Annotated in this window: 15 protein-coding genes; 9 read left to right on the top strand and 6 right to left on the bottom strand. The window is 72.7% G+C overall.

The window, feature by feature from the left end; all coding sequences use genetic code 11:
* Positions 1-15 precede the first annotated feature (15 nt).
* Positions 16-807, top strand: coding sequence for an EcsC family protein (locus tag AC507J_RS22415; protein WP_496291139.1), 792 nt, complete (start codon positions 16-18; stop codon positions 805-807).
* Between the two features lie 5 nt (positions 808-812).
* On the opposite strand, the gene AC507J_RS22410 is transcribed toward AC507J_RS22415, so the two are convergent.
* Positions 813-1661, bottom strand: coding sequence for a GDSL-type esterase/lipase family protein (locus tag AC507J_RS22410; protein ID WP_496291138.1), 849 nt, complete (start codon positions 1659-1661; stop codon positions 813-815).
* A gap of 283 nt (positions 1662-1944) precedes the next feature.
* Here AC507J_RS22410 and AC507J_RS22405 point away from each other — a divergent pair, with 283 nt between their 5' ends.
* The 4 genes from AC507J_RS22405 to AC507J_RS22390 all read left to right on the top strand — a co-directional run bounded on the left by AC507J_RS22405 (position 1945) and on the right by AC507J_RS22390 (position 5594).
* Positions 1945-2766: an NAD(P)H-binding protein gene (locus AC507J_RS22405; RefSeq protein WP_496291137.1), complete on the top strand. Its 822-nt coding sequence runs from the start codon at positions 1945-1947 to the stop codon at positions 2764-2766.
* A gap of 72 nt (positions 2767-2838) precedes the next feature.
* On the top strand, positions 2839-3102 hold the full coding sequence (locus AC507J_RS22400; RefSeq protein ID WP_496291136.1) for a DUF6343 family protein: 264 nt from the start codon (positions 2839-2841) through the stop codon (positions 3100-3102).
* Positions 3103-3116: 14 nt separating this feature from the next.
* On the top strand, positions 3117-4529 hold the full coding sequence (locus tag AC507J_RS22395) for an NADP-dependent succinic semialdehyde dehydrogenase (protein WP_496291135.1): 1413 nt from the start codon (positions 3117-3119) through the stop codon (positions 4527-4529).
* A 96-nt stretch (positions 4530-4625) separates the two neighbouring features.
* The gene (locus AC507J_RS22390) at positions 4626-5594 is read left to right on the top strand and encodes a TIGR03885 family FMN-dependent LLM class oxidoreductase (protein ID WP_496291134.1); all 969 of its coding nucleotides are present in this window, start codon (positions 4626-4628) and stop codon (positions 5592-5594) included.
* A gap of 10 nt (positions 5595-5604) precedes the next feature.
* Here AC507J_RS22390 and AC507J_RS22385 read toward each other — a convergent pair whose 3' ends face one another.
* Both AC507J_RS22385 and AC507J_RS22380 read right to left on the bottom strand, forming a co-directional pair.
* The gene (locus AC507J_RS22385) at positions 5605-6129 is read right to left on the bottom strand and encodes a GNAT family N-acetyltransferase (protein WP_496291133.1); all 525 of its coding nucleotides are present in this window, start codon (positions 6127-6129) and stop codon (positions 5605-5607) included.
* A 147-nt stretch (positions 6130-6276) separates the two neighbouring features.
* Complete coding sequence (locus AC507J_RS22380; protein ID WP_496291132.1) at positions 6277-8889, bottom strand: glycoside hydrolase family 9 protein; 2613 nt, start codon at positions 8887-8889, stop codon at positions 6277-6279.
* 218 nt (positions 8890-9107) lie between these two features.
* On the opposite strand from AC507J_RS22380, the gene AC507J_RS22375 reads away from it, so the two are divergent.
* Positions 9108-9836 carry a PP2C family protein-serine/threonine phosphatase gene (locus AC507J_RS22375; protein ID WP_496291131.1) on the top strand — a complete coding sequence of 243 codons (729 nt, stop codon included), beginning with the start codon at positions 9108-9110 and terminating at the stop codon, positions 9834-9836.
* A gap of 6 nt (positions 9837-9842) precedes the next feature.
* On the opposite strand, the gene hrpB is transcribed toward AC507J_RS22375, so the two are convergent.
* The 3 genes from hrpB to AC507J_RS22360 are packed head-to-tail and all read right to left on the bottom strand — an operon-like array spanning position 9843 to position 13549.
* Positions 9843-12422 (bottom strand): ATP-dependent helicase HrpB, encoded by a 2580-nt coding sequence (gene hrpB / locus AC507J_RS22370; RefSeq protein WP_496291130.1) that lies wholly within the window; start codon positions 12420-12422, stop codon positions 9843-9845.
* Positions 12423-12470: 48 nt separating this feature from the next.
* Positions 12471-12662, bottom strand: coding sequence for a DUF397 domain-containing protein (locus tag AC507J_RS22365; RefSeq protein ID WP_496291129.1), 192 nt, complete (start codon positions 12660-12662; stop codon positions 12471-12473).
* A 44-nt stretch (positions 12663-12706) separates the two neighbouring features.
* Positions 12707-13549 carry a helix-turn-helix domain-containing protein gene (locus AC507J_RS22360; protein WP_496291128.1) on the bottom strand — a complete coding sequence of 281 codons (843 nt, stop codon included), beginning with the start codon at positions 13547-13549 and terminating at the stop codon, positions 12707-12709.
* A 115-nt stretch (positions 13550-13664) separates the two neighbouring features.
* On the opposite strand from AC507J_RS22360, the gene AC507J_RS22355 reads away from it, so the two are divergent.
* Genes AC507J_RS22355 through AC507J_RS22345 form a run of 3 tightly spaced genes read left to right on the top strand, consistent with a single transcriptional unit; the run spans position 13665 to position 16489 of the window.
* Positions 13665-14315 (top strand): GOLPH3/VPS74 family protein, encoded by a 651-nt coding sequence (locus AC507J_RS22355; RefSeq protein ID WP_496291127.1) that lies wholly within the window; start codon positions 13665-13667, stop codon positions 14313-14315.
* A gap of 54 nt (positions 14316-14369) precedes the next feature.
* Positions 14370-15899: an APC family permease gene (locus AC507J_RS22350; RefSeq protein ID WP_496291126.1), complete on the top strand. Its 1530-nt coding sequence runs from the start codon at positions 14370-14372 to the stop codon at positions 15897-15899.
* Complete coding sequence (locus AC507J_RS22345) at positions 15896-16489, top strand: GNAT family N-acetyltransferase (protein ID WP_496291125.1); 594 nt, start codon at positions 15896-15898, stop codon at positions 16487-16489. The genes AC507J_RS22350 and AC507J_RS22345 overlap by 4 nt, the downstream gene beginning before the upstream one ends.
* The last annotated feature ends 1 nt before the right edge of the window (position 16490 follow it).

Raw genomic sequence — 16490 nt, 5'->3', positions numbered from 1 at the left:
TCAAAGGGAGAGGCCATGAGTGATCCCGCCCCCGCCGATGGTCGGCCGGTGCCGCCGGCCTCGTCCCCGCCCGCCTCGCCTTCGCCTGTCTCGCCGCCGCCAGTCTGCGCGGCGGCTGCGGCCGACGCCGCCGATGCGCCCGAGGCGCCGCCGGTCACCCTCTGGGACCGGATGCGCCAGGATCCGCAGTACGCCCCCGAGCACCTCGCCCTGGAGGCGGTCCGCCGGCTCGGGCCGGAGGCCGCGGCGTGGGCTCGGCAGGCCCGCGCCGAGCAGCCGGGCGCCACCGCCGAGGCGCTGGCGGAGCAGGCGGTACGCCGCTTCGTCAACCGGGCCCGGCTCTCCGGTGCGGTCTCCGGCGCTGCCGGGCTGCCCGGCGCGGTGATCGACGTGGGCGTGCTCGCCTGGACCCAGGCCCGCATGGTGCTGCACATCGCCGCCGCGTACGGGGTGGATCCGAGCCACCCGGACCGGGCCGCCGATCTGCTGGTCCTTCAGAAGGTGCACAAGGTCGCCGCGGGTGCCCGGGTGGCGCTGGGCGTGGCGGCCGGGCGGGAGCGGGCCGGGGCGTTGTTCGGCGGCGGCGAACGGGCACCGCTGGGCCGGGTGATGCTGCGGCTCGGCGTCCGGCTCGCGCAGATGGCCGGCGTACGCGCGGCGAAACGTGCCTTCGCCAAGGTCATCCCCGGCGCGGCGATCGTCCTCGGCACCTGGGCGAACTCTTCGGCCACCAAGCACCTCGCCGACCGGTCCCGGGCCCTGTACCGGCAGTCCGGCCCCCAGGTGCCGCGACCGCGGCGGGGGTGAGAGCCTCAGTCGGCGTACCCGGAGGAGCGCCAGGTCACCTCCGCGAGGCGGGACTGGCCCGACGTGTTGGGGTGGAAGTAGTCAAGCGGGTTGACCAGGTCCAGGTTGAACCGGACCCGGTGCACGGCACCGCGGTCGTAGCGGCAGCGGGAGCCGTACGCCCGGCAGGCCGCCGAGAGTTGGTCGTTGTACGCGTCGACGCGGTCCCGGAACGCCGCCCGGCGTTTCCGGTCGGCGGCGGCGGTCGAGGTCGGCTCGGCCAGCAGCGACGGGCAGATTCCCCGTCGCCAGACGCGTACCGCGCGCTTGTCGTCGTGGCCGACCTCCCAGAGCCGGTACAGGTCGGGGATGCTGACCACCAGGACCCGGGCCTTCGGCCGGCCCTCGCGCAGCACCCGTAGCCCCCGGTCGACCTCGGCCCGGAAATCGGCCACCGGGGTCATCGCGTCGATGCTGTCCCGGCAGGCGTCGTTGGCGCCGATCAGCACGGTCACGTAGTCGGCGCGGTCGCGTACCGCCGCCTCCGCCTGGCCGGCCAGCGCGGTGGCCCGGGCGCCCGGCTTGGCGTGGTTGTACGCCTTGCCGCGCAATCCCGGATTGCGGTCGAGCAGCCGGCGGTAGTGGCTGTCGACCCGCAGCCCGTCCCCGGTGGACCAGGAGTTGCGCTCGCACGAGGTCAGCACCAGGCAGGAGCCGAATCCGGTGGTGATGGAGTCGCCCAGCGCCGCGACCACCTTGGGCGAGCCGGCCGGTGGTTTTCCGGTCGGTCTGGGCGCGGCCTCCCCGCCTCCCTCGCAGGCCAGCGCGACAAGCGCGAGTAGACAGACGGCAGCGGTGGTCAAACGTCCAGGCATGACTTCCCCAGCCTCACAGCGCAGAGCGATGGCATGGTGACTCTACGCGCGCCCCGGTCGGTGGTGACGGGGCGCTGTCGGGGATGCGGCAGATCCCTGTCGCCGCGCCGGCCATCGTGGTAGGCGCATTCGGGTGTTCAGGCTTGCCCGGCGCTGCGGTCAGCGGGCCGGGCGCCAGGGCGGCTGGTGCCCGTGCAACCACCATTGCAGGGCCCGGGTGATCCGGGGCTGTGCGGAGGTGAGCCACCAGTGCTTTGTCACAGGCGGCTGCTCGACTGGACGGATGACGAACCAGGACATGATCCTCGTGCTCGGCGCCACCGGTACGACCGGGCGGCGCGTGGTCCGTCGGTTGCGGGACGCCGGTCAGCCGGTCCGCCCGGCCTCCCGCTCCGGGGAGGTGCGTTTCGACTGGACCGATCCGGGTTCCTGGCGATCCGCCCTGACCGGTGCCACCGCGATGTATTTGATGGCTCCGCACGAGATGCCGGTGGAGTCCGATTTAGTCCGGCTGGCGGTGGCACACGGGGTACGCCGCGTCGTACTGCTCTCCAGCCGGGCGATCGAGGCGATGGGTGACGAACGGCTGATGGCCGCCGAGGAGGCGGTACGCGACTGCGGCGCGGAGTGGACGATTCTGCGGCCCGACTGGTTCGACCAGAACTTCGACGAGGGGGTCTTCCGGGACGCCGTACTCGCCGGGGAGATCGCCCTGCCGGTGGGGGAGGCCCGGCAGTGCTTCGTCGACGCCGACGACATCGCCGACGTCGCGGTGGCCGCCCTCACCGGCACCGGTCACGCCGGCCGGACGTACGAGATCACCGGGCCGCAGGCGCTCTCCTTCGGCGAGGTCGCGCAGATCCTCACCGAGGCGGTCGGCCATCCGGTGCGCCATCTCGGCGCCGCCGACGACTACCGGTCCGTGATGCTCTCGCTGGGGCTGCCGGCCGGGCAGGTGGCGGGCGAGATCGCGGCGTTCGGGGCGCTGCGCGACCTCGGTGACTCCGCGCCGACCGCGGCGGTGCGTCAGGTCACCGGCCACGAGCCGAAGAGCTTCCAGGCGTACGCCACCGAGGCGGCCGCCCGCGGCGCCTGGCGTTCCTGACCGGCGAGGGGGTGACGTCCGAAAGCGGGCGGGGTGACGGTTAGCCCCGTCGGCGCCGGGTAGGTGGGGGTGATGACGAGATCACAGCCCCGGCGTGCCCGCGGCACGGTCGGCCACGCGTACAGCGCCCTGAATCTGCGGCTCGCGCTGGCCAGCTTCGGGCTCGTCAGCATGATCGTGTTCGCGGTGCTGGCCTTCCGCGCCGACCTGGCCTGGCTCGGCGTCGCCTGCGTCGTCTTCGCGGTGGTCGCCGTCGTCGACCTGGCCGTGATCCAACGTCGCCGCGCCGCTCGCCGCCGGGAGGAGCCCGGGGTGCGGCACTCGCTCTTCGAGTGACTGGAGTTGCCCTGATGACGATCGCCACCACCAACCCCGTCACCGGTCAGGTGCTCAAGACGTACGGTGCGATGTCCGACGAGCAGGTCGACGACGCGATCGAACGGACCGACCTGGCCTACCGGCAACTGCTCGGCACCACAATCGAGCAGCGGGGTCGATGGCTGACCGCGGTGGCGGAACTGCTCGAAGCGGAACGGGACGACATCGCCCGGCTGATGACCACCGAGATGGGCAAGACGCTCGCCGCCGCCAAGGCCGAGGTCACCAAGTGTGCGACCGCCTGCCGGTTCTACGCCCGCCACGCCGCCGAGTTCCTCGCCGACGTGCCGGCCGATGCGGCGGCGGTCTCCGCCACCCGGGCCTTCGTCCGGTACCAGCCGATCGGGCCGGTGCTCGCGGTGATGCCGTGGAACTTTCCGCTCTGGCAGGTCATGCGCTTCGCCGCACCGGCGTTGATGGCCGGCAACACCGGGCTGCTCAAGCACGCCTCCAACGTGCCGCAGACCGCGCTGCTGCTGGAGGACGTGTTCCGCCGCGCCGGCTTCCCCGAGGGCGCCTTCACCACCCTGCTGGTCGGCTCCGAGGTGGTGGAGAAGATCCTCCGCGATCCCCGGGTACGGGCCGCCACGCTGACCGGCAGCGAGCCCGCCGGCCGGTCGATCGCCCAGATCGCCGGTCGGGAGCTGAAGAAGACCGTGCTGGAGTTGGGCGGCAGCGACCCCTTCGTGGTGATGCCCTCGGCCGATGTGGAACTGGCCGCCGAGGTGGCGACCACCGCCCGCTGCCAGAACAACGGCCAGTCCTGCATCGCGGCCAAGCGCTTCATCGTGCACGCCGAGGTTTACGACGCCTTCGCCGAAGCGTTCGCGCACCGGATGTCGGCGCTGCGGGTGGGCGACCCGATGGACGACGCCACCGACGTCGGTCCGTTGGCCAGCGAGCGGGGCCGCGACGAGGTCGACGCCCAGGTCCGCGACGCGGTCGACAAGGGAGCCACGGTGCTCTGCGGCGGGGAGAAGCCGGGCGGTGAGGGCTGGTTCTACCCGCCGACGGTGTTGGCCGACCTGCGTCCGGAGATGCGGATGTGGAGCGAGGAGGTGTTCGGGCCGGTCGCCGGGCTGTACCGGGTGTCGTCGTACGACGAGGCGATCGAGTTGGCCAACGGCACCGCCTTCGGCCTCGGCTCGAACGCCTGGACCCGGGACCCGCAGGAGCAGGAGCGCTTCGCCGCCGACCTGGTGGCCGGTTCCGTCTTCATCAACGGCATGACCACCTCCTATTCCGAGCTGCCGTTCGGCGGGGTGAAGAACTCCGGCTACGGTCGCGAGTTGTCGGCCCAGGGGATGCACGAGTTCTGCAACGTGAAGACCGTCTGGATCGGCGAGGGCACGGCCGGTGCAGGTGCCGGCGCCCACGCCGAGTAGCCGGGGGGCGCGTTAACAAGGGGCCCTTCCTATACCGCAGGCGTTAACAAGGGGCCCCTGCTTACATCCGTGCCGGGGTGGGTAACCAACGGCGGCATGACGGCGATCGGTTTCCACGCTTCCCACGAGCAGATCCACCCGCGCGCCCTGCTGGAGGCGGTCACCCACGCGGAGAGCGTCGGCTTCGACGCGGCCATGTGCTCCGACCACTTCGCCCCGTGGAGCGAGCGCCAGGGCCATTCCGGTTTCGCCTGGTCCTGGCTCGGTTCGGCGCTCCAGGCCACCGGGCTGTCGTTCGGTGTGGTCAACGCGCCCGGACAGCGCTACCACCCGGCGATCATCGCCCAGGCGATCGGCACCCTCGGCGCGATGTACCCGGGCCGGTTCTGGGCGGCCCTCGGCTCCGGTGAGGCGGCCAACGAGCACATCACCGGCGACGTCTGGCCCCGCAAGGACGTCCGCAACGCGCGGCTGCGCGAGTGCGTCGACGTCATCCGCGCCCTGCTGGACGGCGAGGAGGTCAGCCATGACGGCCTGGTCCGGGTCGACCGGGCCCGGTTGTGGAGCCGGCCCGAGCAGCCGCCGGCCCTGGTGGGTGCCGCGGTGAGCGTGGAGACCGCCCGCTGGTGCGCCGAATGGGCGGACGGGCTGATCACCGTCAACGCACCGACCGAGCACCTGCGCCGGATGATCGACGCCTACCGGGGCGCGGGCGGTCGCGGGCCGCTGCACCTCCAGGTGCACCTGAGCTGGGCGCCCGCCCAGGCCGAGGCCGAGGCGATCGCGTACGACCAGTGGCGCAGCAACGTCTTCGCCCCGCCGGTCTGTTGGGATCTGACCACGCCCGAGCACTTCGACGTGGTCTCCGCCGAGGTGCCGATGGCCCGCCTCGCCGAGGTGGTCAACATCTCCGCCGACCTGGGGCGGCACGTGGGCTGGCTGGAGGAGTACGTCGACCTCGGCTTCGACCAGATCGCGCTGCACCACGTCGGGCAGGAGCAGCGGCCGTTCCTGGACGCGTTCGGCGACCGGGTGCTGCCGAAGCTGCGCGGCCGGACCGGTTGAGGGGCGCGACTCAGTCGAGTCGACGGACCAGCACCTGGCCGGGCCAGGGCGGATGTCCCGGGCGCTGCACGGTGAACGGGTCGGTGGCGGTGAAGCCCTGCCGCTCGTACCAGCGCACCAGCGCCCGGTCGTCGCCCGCGTAGCAGTCCACCCGCAGCAGGCCGACGCCGCGTTCCCGGGCCAGCTGCGCGGCGTGCGTCAGTAGCCGTCCGCCGAGCCCCGCGCCGGCGTACGCCCGGTCGGTGACCAGCAGGTTCACGTAGAGCTCCGGCTCGGTGGCCGGTGGCACGTACTCGGTGGCCGTGCCCACCACCAGTGCGCCGACCGGCCGATCACCCGTCTGCACCAGCCACAGCCCACCGCCGGTGGTCCAGGCGGCGGCCTGCGCGATGCGGCGCGGATCGGTCGAGGCGGGCCCGGTGCCCCACTGCCCGGTGCGCCCCCGCGCCGCCAGCCAGGCCGTGGCGTCGTCGAGCAGCCGCAGCACCGCGGTGGCGTCTGTTGGCCCGCCGGGCCGCAGCAGGAGATCGTTCATTCCGCCATGCTGCCATCCCACCCGTGAGCACGGTGATCAGGAAGTTCTGGTCCGGACTCCGCGGAGCCCGGACCAGAACTTCCTGATCACTCGGTGGTGGTGGGGGCCGGGTGGGGCACCGGTCGCCGACGGCGCCCCACCCGGGGATCAGGAGACGGCGCAGGGAGCGCCGTTGACCGTGATCAGGTACGGGGACGGATTGGCGAGCTTGCCGGTGGTGGCGTTGAAGCCGAACATCTGCGTCCCACCGGGAGCGATCCGGGCGTTGTACGACTCGTTCTTCGCGGTGACCGTGGCACCGGACTGGGTCACGTTCGCCATCCACGCCTCGCGTACCTTCGCGTCACCGGTGAACGCGAACCGGACGGTCCAGCCGTTCACCGTGGCCGTGCCGGTGTTGCGGATGGTCAGCTGGCCGGTGAAGCCGGTGCCGCCCTGCCAGGCGCCGTAGTTGGTGTAGGTCACCGCGCAGCTGGGCGCGGGCACGGCTGCGGCGTCGCCCTGGTCGGCCAGGAACGAGGCGATCCAGGTAAGCGCCGAGTTCCAGTTGATCGCCACCTCGTTCGTGGAGTACGAGGCGATGTCGTCGACGTAGCAGAACATCGGCGCGCAGCCGGCGAGCAACTGCTCCACGAACGGGTCCTGGAGGGCCGCGTTCGCGCCACCGGCGATCGAGCCGGCGGGGGGCTTCGGCGTGCTCGGGTCGAGCTGGTGGCCGAAGATCCGGCTGTGCTGGTTCTCCGCCGCGTGCTCGCCGTATCCGGTCACGTACGAGATGTTCAGCGCGTTGCGGCCGAGGATGTAGTCCATCGTCTGCACCGCGCCGTCGCGGTACTTCGCCTGCCCGGTCAGGTCGAAGGCGGTGGCCAGCACGACGGCGTTGTTGATGATCGCGCCGTTGCCGCCCCAGAAGTAGCTGTCCCGGTCGCCGGGCATGGGCAACCCGTACGCCTGCTGGCGGATCTCGGCGAGGTAGTTGTCGGCGGCGGCGGTGACCGACGCCCGGACCCGGGCCAGGTCGGCGGCGGGCAGCCCGTTGGGCACCGTCGCCAGGTCGAGCCGGCCCAGCGCGGCGACGCTCTGCCAGCCGAAGCCACGCGGGTCGAAGACGTCACCGGTGTGGTGCGGCGACGCGGTCAGGTCGGTCAGGTAGGTGCGCTCGCCGGTGGTCAGGTACAGCTCGGCGGCGGCCCAGTAGAACTCGTCGGTGACGTTGCTGTCGTCGTACGCGCCGCCGCCGTTGCCGTCGGTCGGGCTGGCGTACCGGGTCGGGTTGGCCTTGGCCGCCGCGTACGCGGTCTTCGCCGCACTGCCGCAGCGCTGCGCGAACTCCTTGTCGTACGGGGCGAAGAGTCGGGCGCACTGGGCGGCGACGGCGGCCAGGTTCAGCGTGGCGGCGGTGGACGGCGGGTGCAGCTCGCGCGGCTCCGGGTCGTCCTCGGGCTGCAACGGCAACCCGGTCCAGTTCCGGTCGTGGATCTTGTGGTGGGCCATCCCGGCCAGCGGCTTGCCGGCCGGCACCTGCATGCGCAGCAGGAAGTCCAGCTCCCAGCGGGCCTCGTCGAGGATGTCCGGCACCCCGTTGTCGCGCTCGGGCACCCGCAGCGTGCCGTCGCCGAGGGCGGCACCGAACTTCGCCGTGGCGGCGTTCTTGGTCCGCTCGAAGGTGCTCAGCAGCTGGTAGGTGGCGATGCCGCCGTTGACCACGTACTTGCCGTGGTCGCCCGCGTCGTACCAGCCGCCGCGTACGTCCAGCCGGTAGTCGCAGACGCCGGGCTGGCAGGGCACGTCGGTGTCGCCCTGGTTCGGGGCGACGCCCAGGTGCCCGGCCGGGCGGGCGTACTCCTCGCCGACCAGGTCACCGTCGATGGCGATGCCGCTGCGCTGGATGTAGAAGAACTGGAGCGCGTCCGAGCGGAGCTGGTCGTAGAGCGTGCCGGAGATGTCGAACGGGTGGCTGACCTCCCCGTCCACGGCCAGCGTCAGGCCCTGCCCCGGCGTGCGGTACGACGAGAAGTCGACCGAGTGCACGTTCTGCGCCGACGCCTGGTCCACCCCGCGCGGGGTGGTGGTGCCGCTGGCCAGCACGGCGCCGGCGGCGGACCGGAGCTGCCAGGGCAGCGCCCCGGTCGCCTCGGTGACCACTGTGGCGTTCTTCGGACCGTTAGGCAGGTAGCCGACCTGGTTGACGCGTACCCGTGGGCCGGTGTCCGGCTCGTACGGCTCGGGCGGGTTTCCGCCGCGCAGCGAGACGTTGTCCAGGCAGATGGTCTGCTCCTCGGCGCTGCCGCCGACCTGGAAGATGAGCTGGGCACGCGAGTCGTCCTCGGGGGCCACGAAGGTGCGCTCGATCCGCTGCTGCGTCGGCGTGGCGGCGGCCACCACGCTGTAGTAGCCGGTGTAGGGGGCGTTGCCGAGTTGCAGCACGGCGGTGACCGAGGCGCCGGGGGTCGCGGTGACGTCGAAGCCGAGGGTGTATTCGGCACCGGCGACGAGCGGGACGGCGTCCTGGCCGATGCCGGCGTCCCAGGGGTTGGCCAGCCCGCCGGCGACGGTGGTGCAGAGCTGGCCGTCGGTGACGCCGAGCGGCCCGGTGCCGAAGGAGAACCAGGGCGACACGCCCGCGCTGAAATCGCCGTTGGTGATCTGTTCGGGAGCGTCGGCCGGGGGATCGGCGTGGGCTGTGCCGGCGCTCGGGCCGATCAGCGCCACGGTGGTCGCCGCGGCGAGCACCGCGAGACGACGTCGGGATGGCGTCACGGATATTCCTTCCGACGAGCGGGACGGAGGCGTACGGGTGGCGGGAAAACCTGGGAGCGCTCCCAGGTATCGGGCATGTTTCCAGGACAAAGGCAAGCTGTCAATTGATCCCGCCCGATGCGCTTCGGGGTCTGTCGGCAGTGAGATTCGCCGCGCCACGCCCGGTCCTCCTGATCTCCTAGAGACAACCGCGCCCTCCGCCTGGCAGGCTGCGTGCCATGACCCTGAAGCTGCGTTCCGCCGGGACGAGCGACCGTGGGCTGATCCGTAGCGGTAATCAGGACGCGGTGCACGCCGGTGCCTGGTTGGTCGCCGTCGCCGACGGCATGGGTGGCATGGCCGCCGGCGACCTGGCCAGCTCCATCGCCATCGAGGCGATCGCTCCGCTGGACGTGGAGACCCCCGAGCACGCGTTGGTGGCGGCCCTGCAGAGCGGCATCGAGTTGGCCACCGCCCGGATCCGCCAGGCGGTCACCCAGGACCCGCAGCGGCAGGGGATGGGCACCACGCTTACCGCGCTGTTGTTCGCGCGTACCGGCAGCTGCCTGGCCCTGGTCCACGTGGGCGACTCCCGGGCGTACCTGTTCCGCGACGGCGTGCTCAAGCAGATCACCCGGGACGACACCTTCGTGCAGATGCTCGTCGACCAGGGCCTGATCACCCCCGACCAGGCCGGTAGCCATCCTCGCCGGGCCGTGGTCACCCAGGCGTTGCAGGGCGACGAGATTTCCCCGACGTACGCGACGATGGTTCCCCGCCCCGGCGACCGCTGGCTGCTCTGCAGCGACGGGCTCTCCAATGTCGTCCGCGCGGACACCCTGGCCGAGGTGCTGGCCGGCTACCCGGACCGGGAGGCGTGCACGCGGAAGCTGATCGACCTGGCGTTGCGCGCCGGTGGCCCGGACAACGTCACAGTCGTCGTCGCGGACGTGGTCGACGAGGAGTGAGCCGGGTCAGCGCCGCCGACCGGCGGACCGGGTCGGCGGCGCCGTGGTCGGATCCTCCGGCCAGGGGTGGCGCGGATAGCGACCCCGCAGCTCGGCCCGGACCTGCCGGTAACCCGTGCGCCAGAACGACCCCAGGTCGGCGGTGACCGCCACCGGTCGCCCCGCCGGGGAGAGCAGGTGCAGCAGCACCGGCACCCGGCCACCGGCGATCCGTGGCGCCGCCGCCCAGCCGAAGGTCTCCTGGAGTTTGACGGCGAGCACCGGTGCGGCCGGATCGGCGTAGTCCACCCGGATCCGGGAACCGCTGGGCACCGCGATCCGTTCCGGGGCCAGCTCGTCCAGCCGCCCCGCCAGCGACCAGGGCACCATGCGCCGCAGCGCGGCGGCCACGTCGATCCGGGCCAGGTCCGCGCGGCGGCGCGCGCCGGCCAGCTCCGGGCCGAGCCAGTCGGCCGCGCCGGCCAGCAGCGCCTCGTCGGCGACGTCCGGCCACTGTGTGCCGAGCGCCTGCCGGCAGAACGCCAGCCGTTCGCGCAGTGCCCGCGCCGCCGGGGTCCAGGTCAGCAGGTCGAGACCGACGCTGCGCAGGCCGGTCAGCAGGGCGGCGGCGACCTCGGCCGGGGCGGGCCGGGACAGCGGGCGCTCGACCAGCTCGATCGCGCCCAGCCGGGTCACCTCCCGGGCCAGCACGTCGGTACCGGACCAGCCCACCTCCCGGTCGGTACGCAGCGACGGCGCACCGGCCTCGCGGGCGGTCGCCTCGTCGAGCACGGCGGCGAATCGGATCCGGGCGGTCGGTGCGCCGGGAGAGCGGTCCGCCACCGCCACGGCCAGCCAGTCGGCACCGGCCAGCGCCGACCCCGACGCCAGCTCCGCAGCGGTTCCGCCGCTCATCAGGTACGCCGTGCCGCCCGGCCGCCGGGCCCGGGCCAGCCGTTCCGGGTACGCCAACCCGACCAGCAGCCCGGCGGCGAGGTCGTCGGGGAACGGCAGCGGCCCCGGGTCGGGCTCGCCGGTGGCGGTCGCCGCCGGTTGTCCGGCGGGCCGGTCCGGACGCCCGGTCCCGGCCGAGCCGTCGCCGGTGGCGGCCAGGACGGCCCGCAGCCGGCGTGCCTCGGCCCGCCAGCGGGCGGTCGCGGCGGGATCGGTGCCGGCGCGTAGCCGTCGCCAGACGGCGGCGACGTCGTCGCCGGGCCGGGCCACCGACTCCTCGGCGAGCAGTGCCACCACCTCGGCGGCGCGGTCGGCCCCCACCCGCCCGGCACCGTCGAGCAGCGCCCGGGCCAGCCGGGGAGGTGCTCCGGCGGCGGCGATCGCCCGACCCCGCGCGGTGATCCGGCCATCCGCGTCGAGGGCGCCCAGGGTACGCAACGTCTGCCGGGCCACCGTCATGGCCGCTGCCGGCGGCGGGTCGGGCAGCGCGAGCCCGGTGCCGTCCGGTGCGCCCCAGGCGGCCAGTTCCAGGGCGAAACCGGTGAGGTCGGCGGCGGCGATCTCCGGCTCCGGCTGGGCCGGCAGTCGCTCGTGCGTGGCCTCGGCCCAGCAGCGGTAGACGTGACCGGGCGCCTCCCGGCCGGCCCGGCCGGCGCGCTGGGTGGCCGCCGCCCGGGACACCGGCACGGTGACCAGCGCGCCCAGCCCTCGGGCCAGGTCGAGCCGGGCGATCCGGGACAGCCCGGCGTCCACCACCGTCCGCACGCCCGGCACGGTCAGGCTGCTCTCCGCCACCGCCGTGGCCAGCACCACCCGTCGCCGCGGTCCCGGCCGCAGGGCGGCATCCTGTTCGGCGCCGTCCTGCCGGCCGTGCAATCGCAGCATGTCGACGTCGTCGCGCAGGTCGGCCAGCCGTCCGGCGACGGCGGCGATCTCGCCGACCCCGGGCAGGAAGACAAGCAGGTCACCGGTGCGTTCGCGCAGCGCCCGCCGGACCGTGGCCGCAACGTGGTCGAGCAGGCCCCGGTCCACCGGGCCCGCACCGGGCGGCGGCACCGGCCGGGCCGGCGGCGCCCAGATCCGGGTCACCGGATGCAGCGCCGCCGTGGCGTGGATGATCGGCGCGGGTGTCGCGCCGCCGAGCAGGGCGGCGAAGCGGTCGGCCTCCGGGGTCGCGGACATCGCCAGCAGCCAGAGCTCCGGCCGCAGCGCGGACCGGGCCTCCACCGTGAAGGCGAGCGCGAGGTCGGCGTCGAGTTGCCGCTCATGGACCTCGTCGAGCAGCACCGCGCCGACGCCGGCCAGTTCCGGATCGTGGTGCAGCCGACGGACCAGCAGGCCGGTGGTGACCACCTCGATGCGGGTGCGGCTGCCGGTGCGGCGCTCACCGCGTACCGCGTACCCCACCTGTTCACCGACCCGCCCGCCGAGCAGGGCCGCCATCCGCCGGGCCGCGGCGCGGGCGGCCACCCGGCGGGGTTGGGCGACGATCACCCGCCCTTCGACCGCGTCGGCCACCGCGAGCGGCGCGAGGGTGGTCTTCCCGGTCCCCGGCGGTGCCACCAGGACGGCGGCACCGGCCGAGCGCAGGGCCGACACCACCGCCGGTAGCACCGGCCGGACCGGCAGGTCGAGGGGCACGTCCGAGAGCACGGCCCAGTCTCCCACCGCGTCCCGCCGGGCCGGGCGGGACGGGTTCGGTCAGCGAGTGGGGATGCTGGCGACGAAGGTGTGCCAGGCCGACGGTGGGAAGGCCAGGACCGGACCCTGGCGATCCTTGCTGTCCCGGACCGCGACCCCACCGTCGACGGTGGCGACCTCGACGCAGTTGCCGTTGCCCACACTGCGCGTACTGGTACGCCACTTCGCCCGGGCGAGGTCGAGCGCGGTCATCGCGATCCCCTTCGTCGTAACCGAAAGTGACCGCGCAGCAGCGGTCACGTAAAGTAGCGAGAAGCTTCTTTCAGGCGGACCAGGGACGCCGCCGGATCGAGCGCCAGGCGACGCAGCCTCTCGTGCACAAGGCTATACGAGCGCACCTGCGCGGCCTCCTCCAGTGCCAGGCCTGTCGTGAGATTTTCCAGGTAGACCACGGCGGCGTCGGCCGCGTCGGCGAAGGTGAGGAGGACATACGGTGAACTCATCGCGGGATGTCCGCCAGCGCTGAACGGAAGTACTTGGATTGTGACGTTCGGTAGCTGAGCGACGGACTCCAAATGGGACAGTTGGTCCGCCATGACGCTCCGATCGCTCACGGGACGTAACAACACCGCCTCGTTCAGCACCACCGACAGTTCGGCCGGGCTCTCCCCGCGCAGGACGTCCTGCCGGCGCAGCCGGGCGGCCACCTTGCGGTCCAGGTCGTCCTCGCCCGCGGTCAACCGGTAGACCTCCCGGGCGTACGCCTCGGTCTGCAACAGGCCCGGCACCGCCTCGGCCTCGTAGGTGCGCAGGGTGGCGGCCTCGGCCTCCAGTCCGACGTAGAACTCGAACCACTCCGGCAGCACGTCGCTGTAGTGCTGCCACCAGCCCCGTTGTTGCGCGCCGCGGGCGATTTCGATGAGCGCCTCGGCGTCGTTGCCGGTGACCTGGTACAGCGCCAGCGCGGCGCGTACGTCGCGCGGCTTGATGCCGATCTGGGCGTTCTCGATGCGGGACAGGTTGCTCTTGGACATGTCCAGTTGCCGGGCGGCGACATCCAGGGTCATTCCGGCGCGTTCGCGCAACTGGCGCAGTTCCCGGGCGATGCGGCGGCGGCGGACGGTGGGGCTCGCGGTCACCCTCCGAGTCTGTCATGGGAATAAGTGCAGGTCGCATCAGCACGGAGTGCAACCGCCAAAAACGGGAGTTGCGTTGCAGTAGCGCTCGGTGCATCCTTTCCCGGGTTAGCGATCAATGGACGGCGGCCGGGGAGGACGTTTGCTCATCGCCGACGAGTTCTTCCTGATCGCGCATAACGACACCCGGGGCAAGGCGAAGCTGCATCCGGCGGCGACCGGTCTCGGCCTGGCCGCCGGACTCCTCGGCGAGCTTGTCCTCTATGGACACATCACCGTCGAGTCGGCGCAGGTCAGCGTGATCGACCGTCGTCCGCCGGGCGACGCGCTGGCGCACACCGTGCTGGACCAACTGATCGGCGAGGCGCAGCACCAGGCGGTGCGGACCTGGCTCAGCTTCCTTGCCCAGACCTCGGTCACCTCGGTGGGGGAGCGGTTGGCCCGGGCCGGCGTGCTGCGCCGGCAGGAGACCCGGCGGCTGCTGCGGACCACAGTCACGTACCTGCCGATCGACCTCAACGTGGCCGCCTGGCCGGCCACCCGCCTGCGTGCGGTGCTGGAACGGGCGGAGCCGCCCAGCGTGCCCGACGCGCTGCTGCTCGGTCTGGTCGCCGCTGCCGGGCTGACCCGCGAGGTGCTGTGGAGCGCGGGTCCCCGCGCCCACCACCGGCTCAACCTGATCGTTCCGGCGTTGCCGGCTCCGCTGAAGGAACTGGTGGCGCACACCGAGGCCGCTGTGGGTGCGGCCGTGCTGCGCGGCGCCCCCTGACGACCCGGCACGCCCTGAACCGGTACCCCCTCCTCTGATGAACCGGAGCAGTTCATGTCCTCGACAGCGACAACCAACAGACCGAGCAACGTCTCCGAGGCACTGGCCCGTGGGCGGCTCGGCGTGCCGTCGGTGGTCTTCTTCGTTCTTTCCGCGGCGGCGCCGCTGACCGTGGTCGCCGGTGTGGTCACCACCGGCTACGGGGTCGTCGGGGTGCTCGGCATCCCGTTGGCCTTCCTGGTGGTGGCCGCGGTGCTGGCCCTGTTCTCCGCCGGCTACGTGGCGATGGCCCGCCGGATGGCAAACGCCGGCGCCTTCTACGCGTACGTCACCCGTGGCCTTGGTCGTCCGGCCGGGGTGGGCACGGCGTGGGTCGCCCTGATCGCGTACAACGCGCTCCAGGTCGGCCTCTACGGAACCATCGGCGCGGCGGCCACGCCGGTGCTGGACCGGCTCTTCGGGATCGAGCCGGTGTGGTGGATGGTGGCGCTGGTGGCCTGGGCGCTGGTGGGGATGCTCGGTCTGCTCCGGGTGGACATCAACGGGATGGTGCTGGCGGCGCTGCTCTGCGCCGAGATCGCCATCATCGTGGTCTTCGACCTCGGTCAACTGGGCAACCCGGCCGGTGGCGACGTCAGCTTCGCCGCCTTCTCGCCGGAGAACTTCTTCGTGCCCGGGGTCGGCGCGGTGCTGGTGCTGGCGATCCTCGGTTTCGTCGGCTTCGAGGCATCCGTGGTGTTCAGCGAGGAGAGCAAGGACCCCAAGCGCACCGTGCCGATGGCCACCTACCTGTCGGTGGCGATCATCGCGGCGGTCTACGCGCTCTCCTCGTGGAGCATGACGGTCGCCATCGGCCCGGACCGGATCGTCGAGGAGGCCGGCACCCAGAGCGTCGACCTGATCTTCAACCTGGCCGGGGCACACCTGGGCGATACCGTGCTCACCATCGGCCAGGCGCTCTTCCTGACCTCGGTGCTGGCCGCCATGATCTCGTTCCACAACACCACCGCGCGGTATGCCTTCGCGCTGGGCCGGGAGCGGGTGCTGCCTGCGGTGTTCGGGCGGACCTCGCCGACGACCGGCGCGCCCCGGGCCGCCTCGCTGGCGCAGAGCACGCTCGGCCTGCTGGTGATCATCCTGTACGCGGTGAACGGCTGGGACCCGGTCCTTCAGCTGTTCTTCTGGCTCGGCACCAGCGGCGGCTTCGGCGTACTGCTGCTGATCGCGACCACCGCCGTGGCGATCATCATGTACTTCGCCCGCAGCGGTGAGCGGGAGACGCTGTGGCGCCGGCTGATCGCCCCGGGCATCGCGGCGATCGCACTGATCGCGATCATCGTGCTGGCGGTGCAGAACTTCGCCAACCTGCTCGGGGTCGAGCCGGACTCGCCGCTGCGCTGGATCTTCCCGGCGGTCTATCCGGTGGCGGCGCTGCTCGGCGTGCTCTGGGCGCTGGTGCTGCGCCGCAACCGCCCCGACACGTACGCTCGCATCGGGCTGGGCGCGGAGAGCGCGGCGGCGGTCGTCGTACCTTCGGCGCCGGTCACCGAGCCGACGCCGGTCAGCACGGAGGTACGACGATGACGCAGCCGGGCATCGGACGGCTCGACCTGCCCGACGCCCGCTGGGTGGCCGAGCGGATCGCCGAGGCGTTCATGGTGCTGGACCAGCCCCGCTGGCTGGTGCCGGACGAGGCCAAGCGGGAGTCGGTGCTGGCCGGGCAGTTCGAGATCCTGGTCGAGCACGCGATGCGGCACGGCCTGGTGTTCGGCACCGAGAAGCGCGACGGGGTGGCGGTCTGGCTCCCGTCGATCGGCGACCCGCTGCCGCCGCCGGAGGACTACGACGCACGGCTCGCCGCCGTCTGTGGGGAGTGGACGCCGCGCTTCGTGCATCTGGACGAGTTGTTCGCCGCCCATCACCCGCACGCCGACCACCACCACCTGGCGTTGTTGGCCGTCCGGCCGGACCGCCAGGGCCAGGGCGTCGGCAGCGCGTTGCTCCGCCACCATCACGCCTGGTTGGACGCCAACGGCGTACCGGGTTATCTGGAGGCGAGCAGCGAGACCAGCCGCGACCTGTACGCGCGGCACGGCTACCGGGTGTCCGAGCCGTTCCGGCTGCCGGACGGTACGCCGTTCTGGCCGATGTGGCGGGAGCCGCTCGCCGGCTGAG

The sequence above is a fragment of the Micromonospora sp. PRAS1 genome (assembly GCF_059553435.1).
Note: the sequence above shows the minus strand (reverse complement) of the source record. Positions and strands in the feature narration are given on the sequence as shown.

Coding starts and splice junctions, on each gene's coding strand:
- AC507J_RS22345 (WP_496291125.1), top strand. CDS start 15,896: ATGACGCAGCCGGGCATCGGACGGCTCGACCTGCCCGACGCCCGCTGG.
- AC507J_RS22365 (WP_496291129.1), bottom strand. CDS start 12,662: ATGACCGCGCTCGACCTCGCCCGGGCGAAGTGGCGTACCAGTACGCGC.
- AC507J_RS22400 (WP_496291136.1), top strand. CDS start 2,839: ATGACGAGATCACAGCCCCGGCGTGCCCGCGGCACGGTCGGCCACGCG.
- AC507J_RS22410 (WP_496291138.1), bottom strand. CDS start 1,661: ATGCCTGGACGTTTGACCACCGCTGCCGTCTGTCTACTCGCGCTTGTC.
- AC507J_RS22405 (WP_496291137.1), top strand. CDS start 1,945: ATGACGAACCAGGACATGATCCTCGTGCTCGGCGCCACCGGTACGACC.
- AC507J_RS22350 (WP_496291126.1), top strand. CDS start 14,370: ATGTCCTCGACAGCGACAACCAACAGACCGAGCAACGTCTCCGAGGCA.
- AC507J_RS22415 (WP_496291139.1), top strand. CDS start 16: ATGAGTGATCCCGCCCCCGCCGATGGTCGGCCGGTGCCGCCGGCCTCG.
- AC507J_RS22395 (WP_496291135.1), top strand. CDS start 3,117: ATGACGATCGCCACCACCAACCCCGTCACCGGTCAGGTGCTCAAGACG.
- AC507J_RS22385 (WP_496291133.1), bottom strand. CDS start 6,129: ATGAACGATCTCCTGCTGCGGCCCGGCGGGCCAACAGACGCCACCGCG.
- AC507J_RS22390 (WP_496291134.1), top strand. CDS start 4,626: ATGACGGCGATCGGTTTCCACGCTTCCCACGAGCAGATCCACCCGCGC.
- AC507J_RS22355 (WP_496291127.1), top strand. CDS start 13,665: ATGGACGGCGGCCGGGGAGGACGTTTGCTCATCGCCGACGAGTTCTTC.
- AC507J_RS22375 (WP_496291131.1), top strand. CDS start 9,108: ATGACCCTGAAGCTGCGTTCCGCCGGGACGAGCGACCGTGGGCTGATC.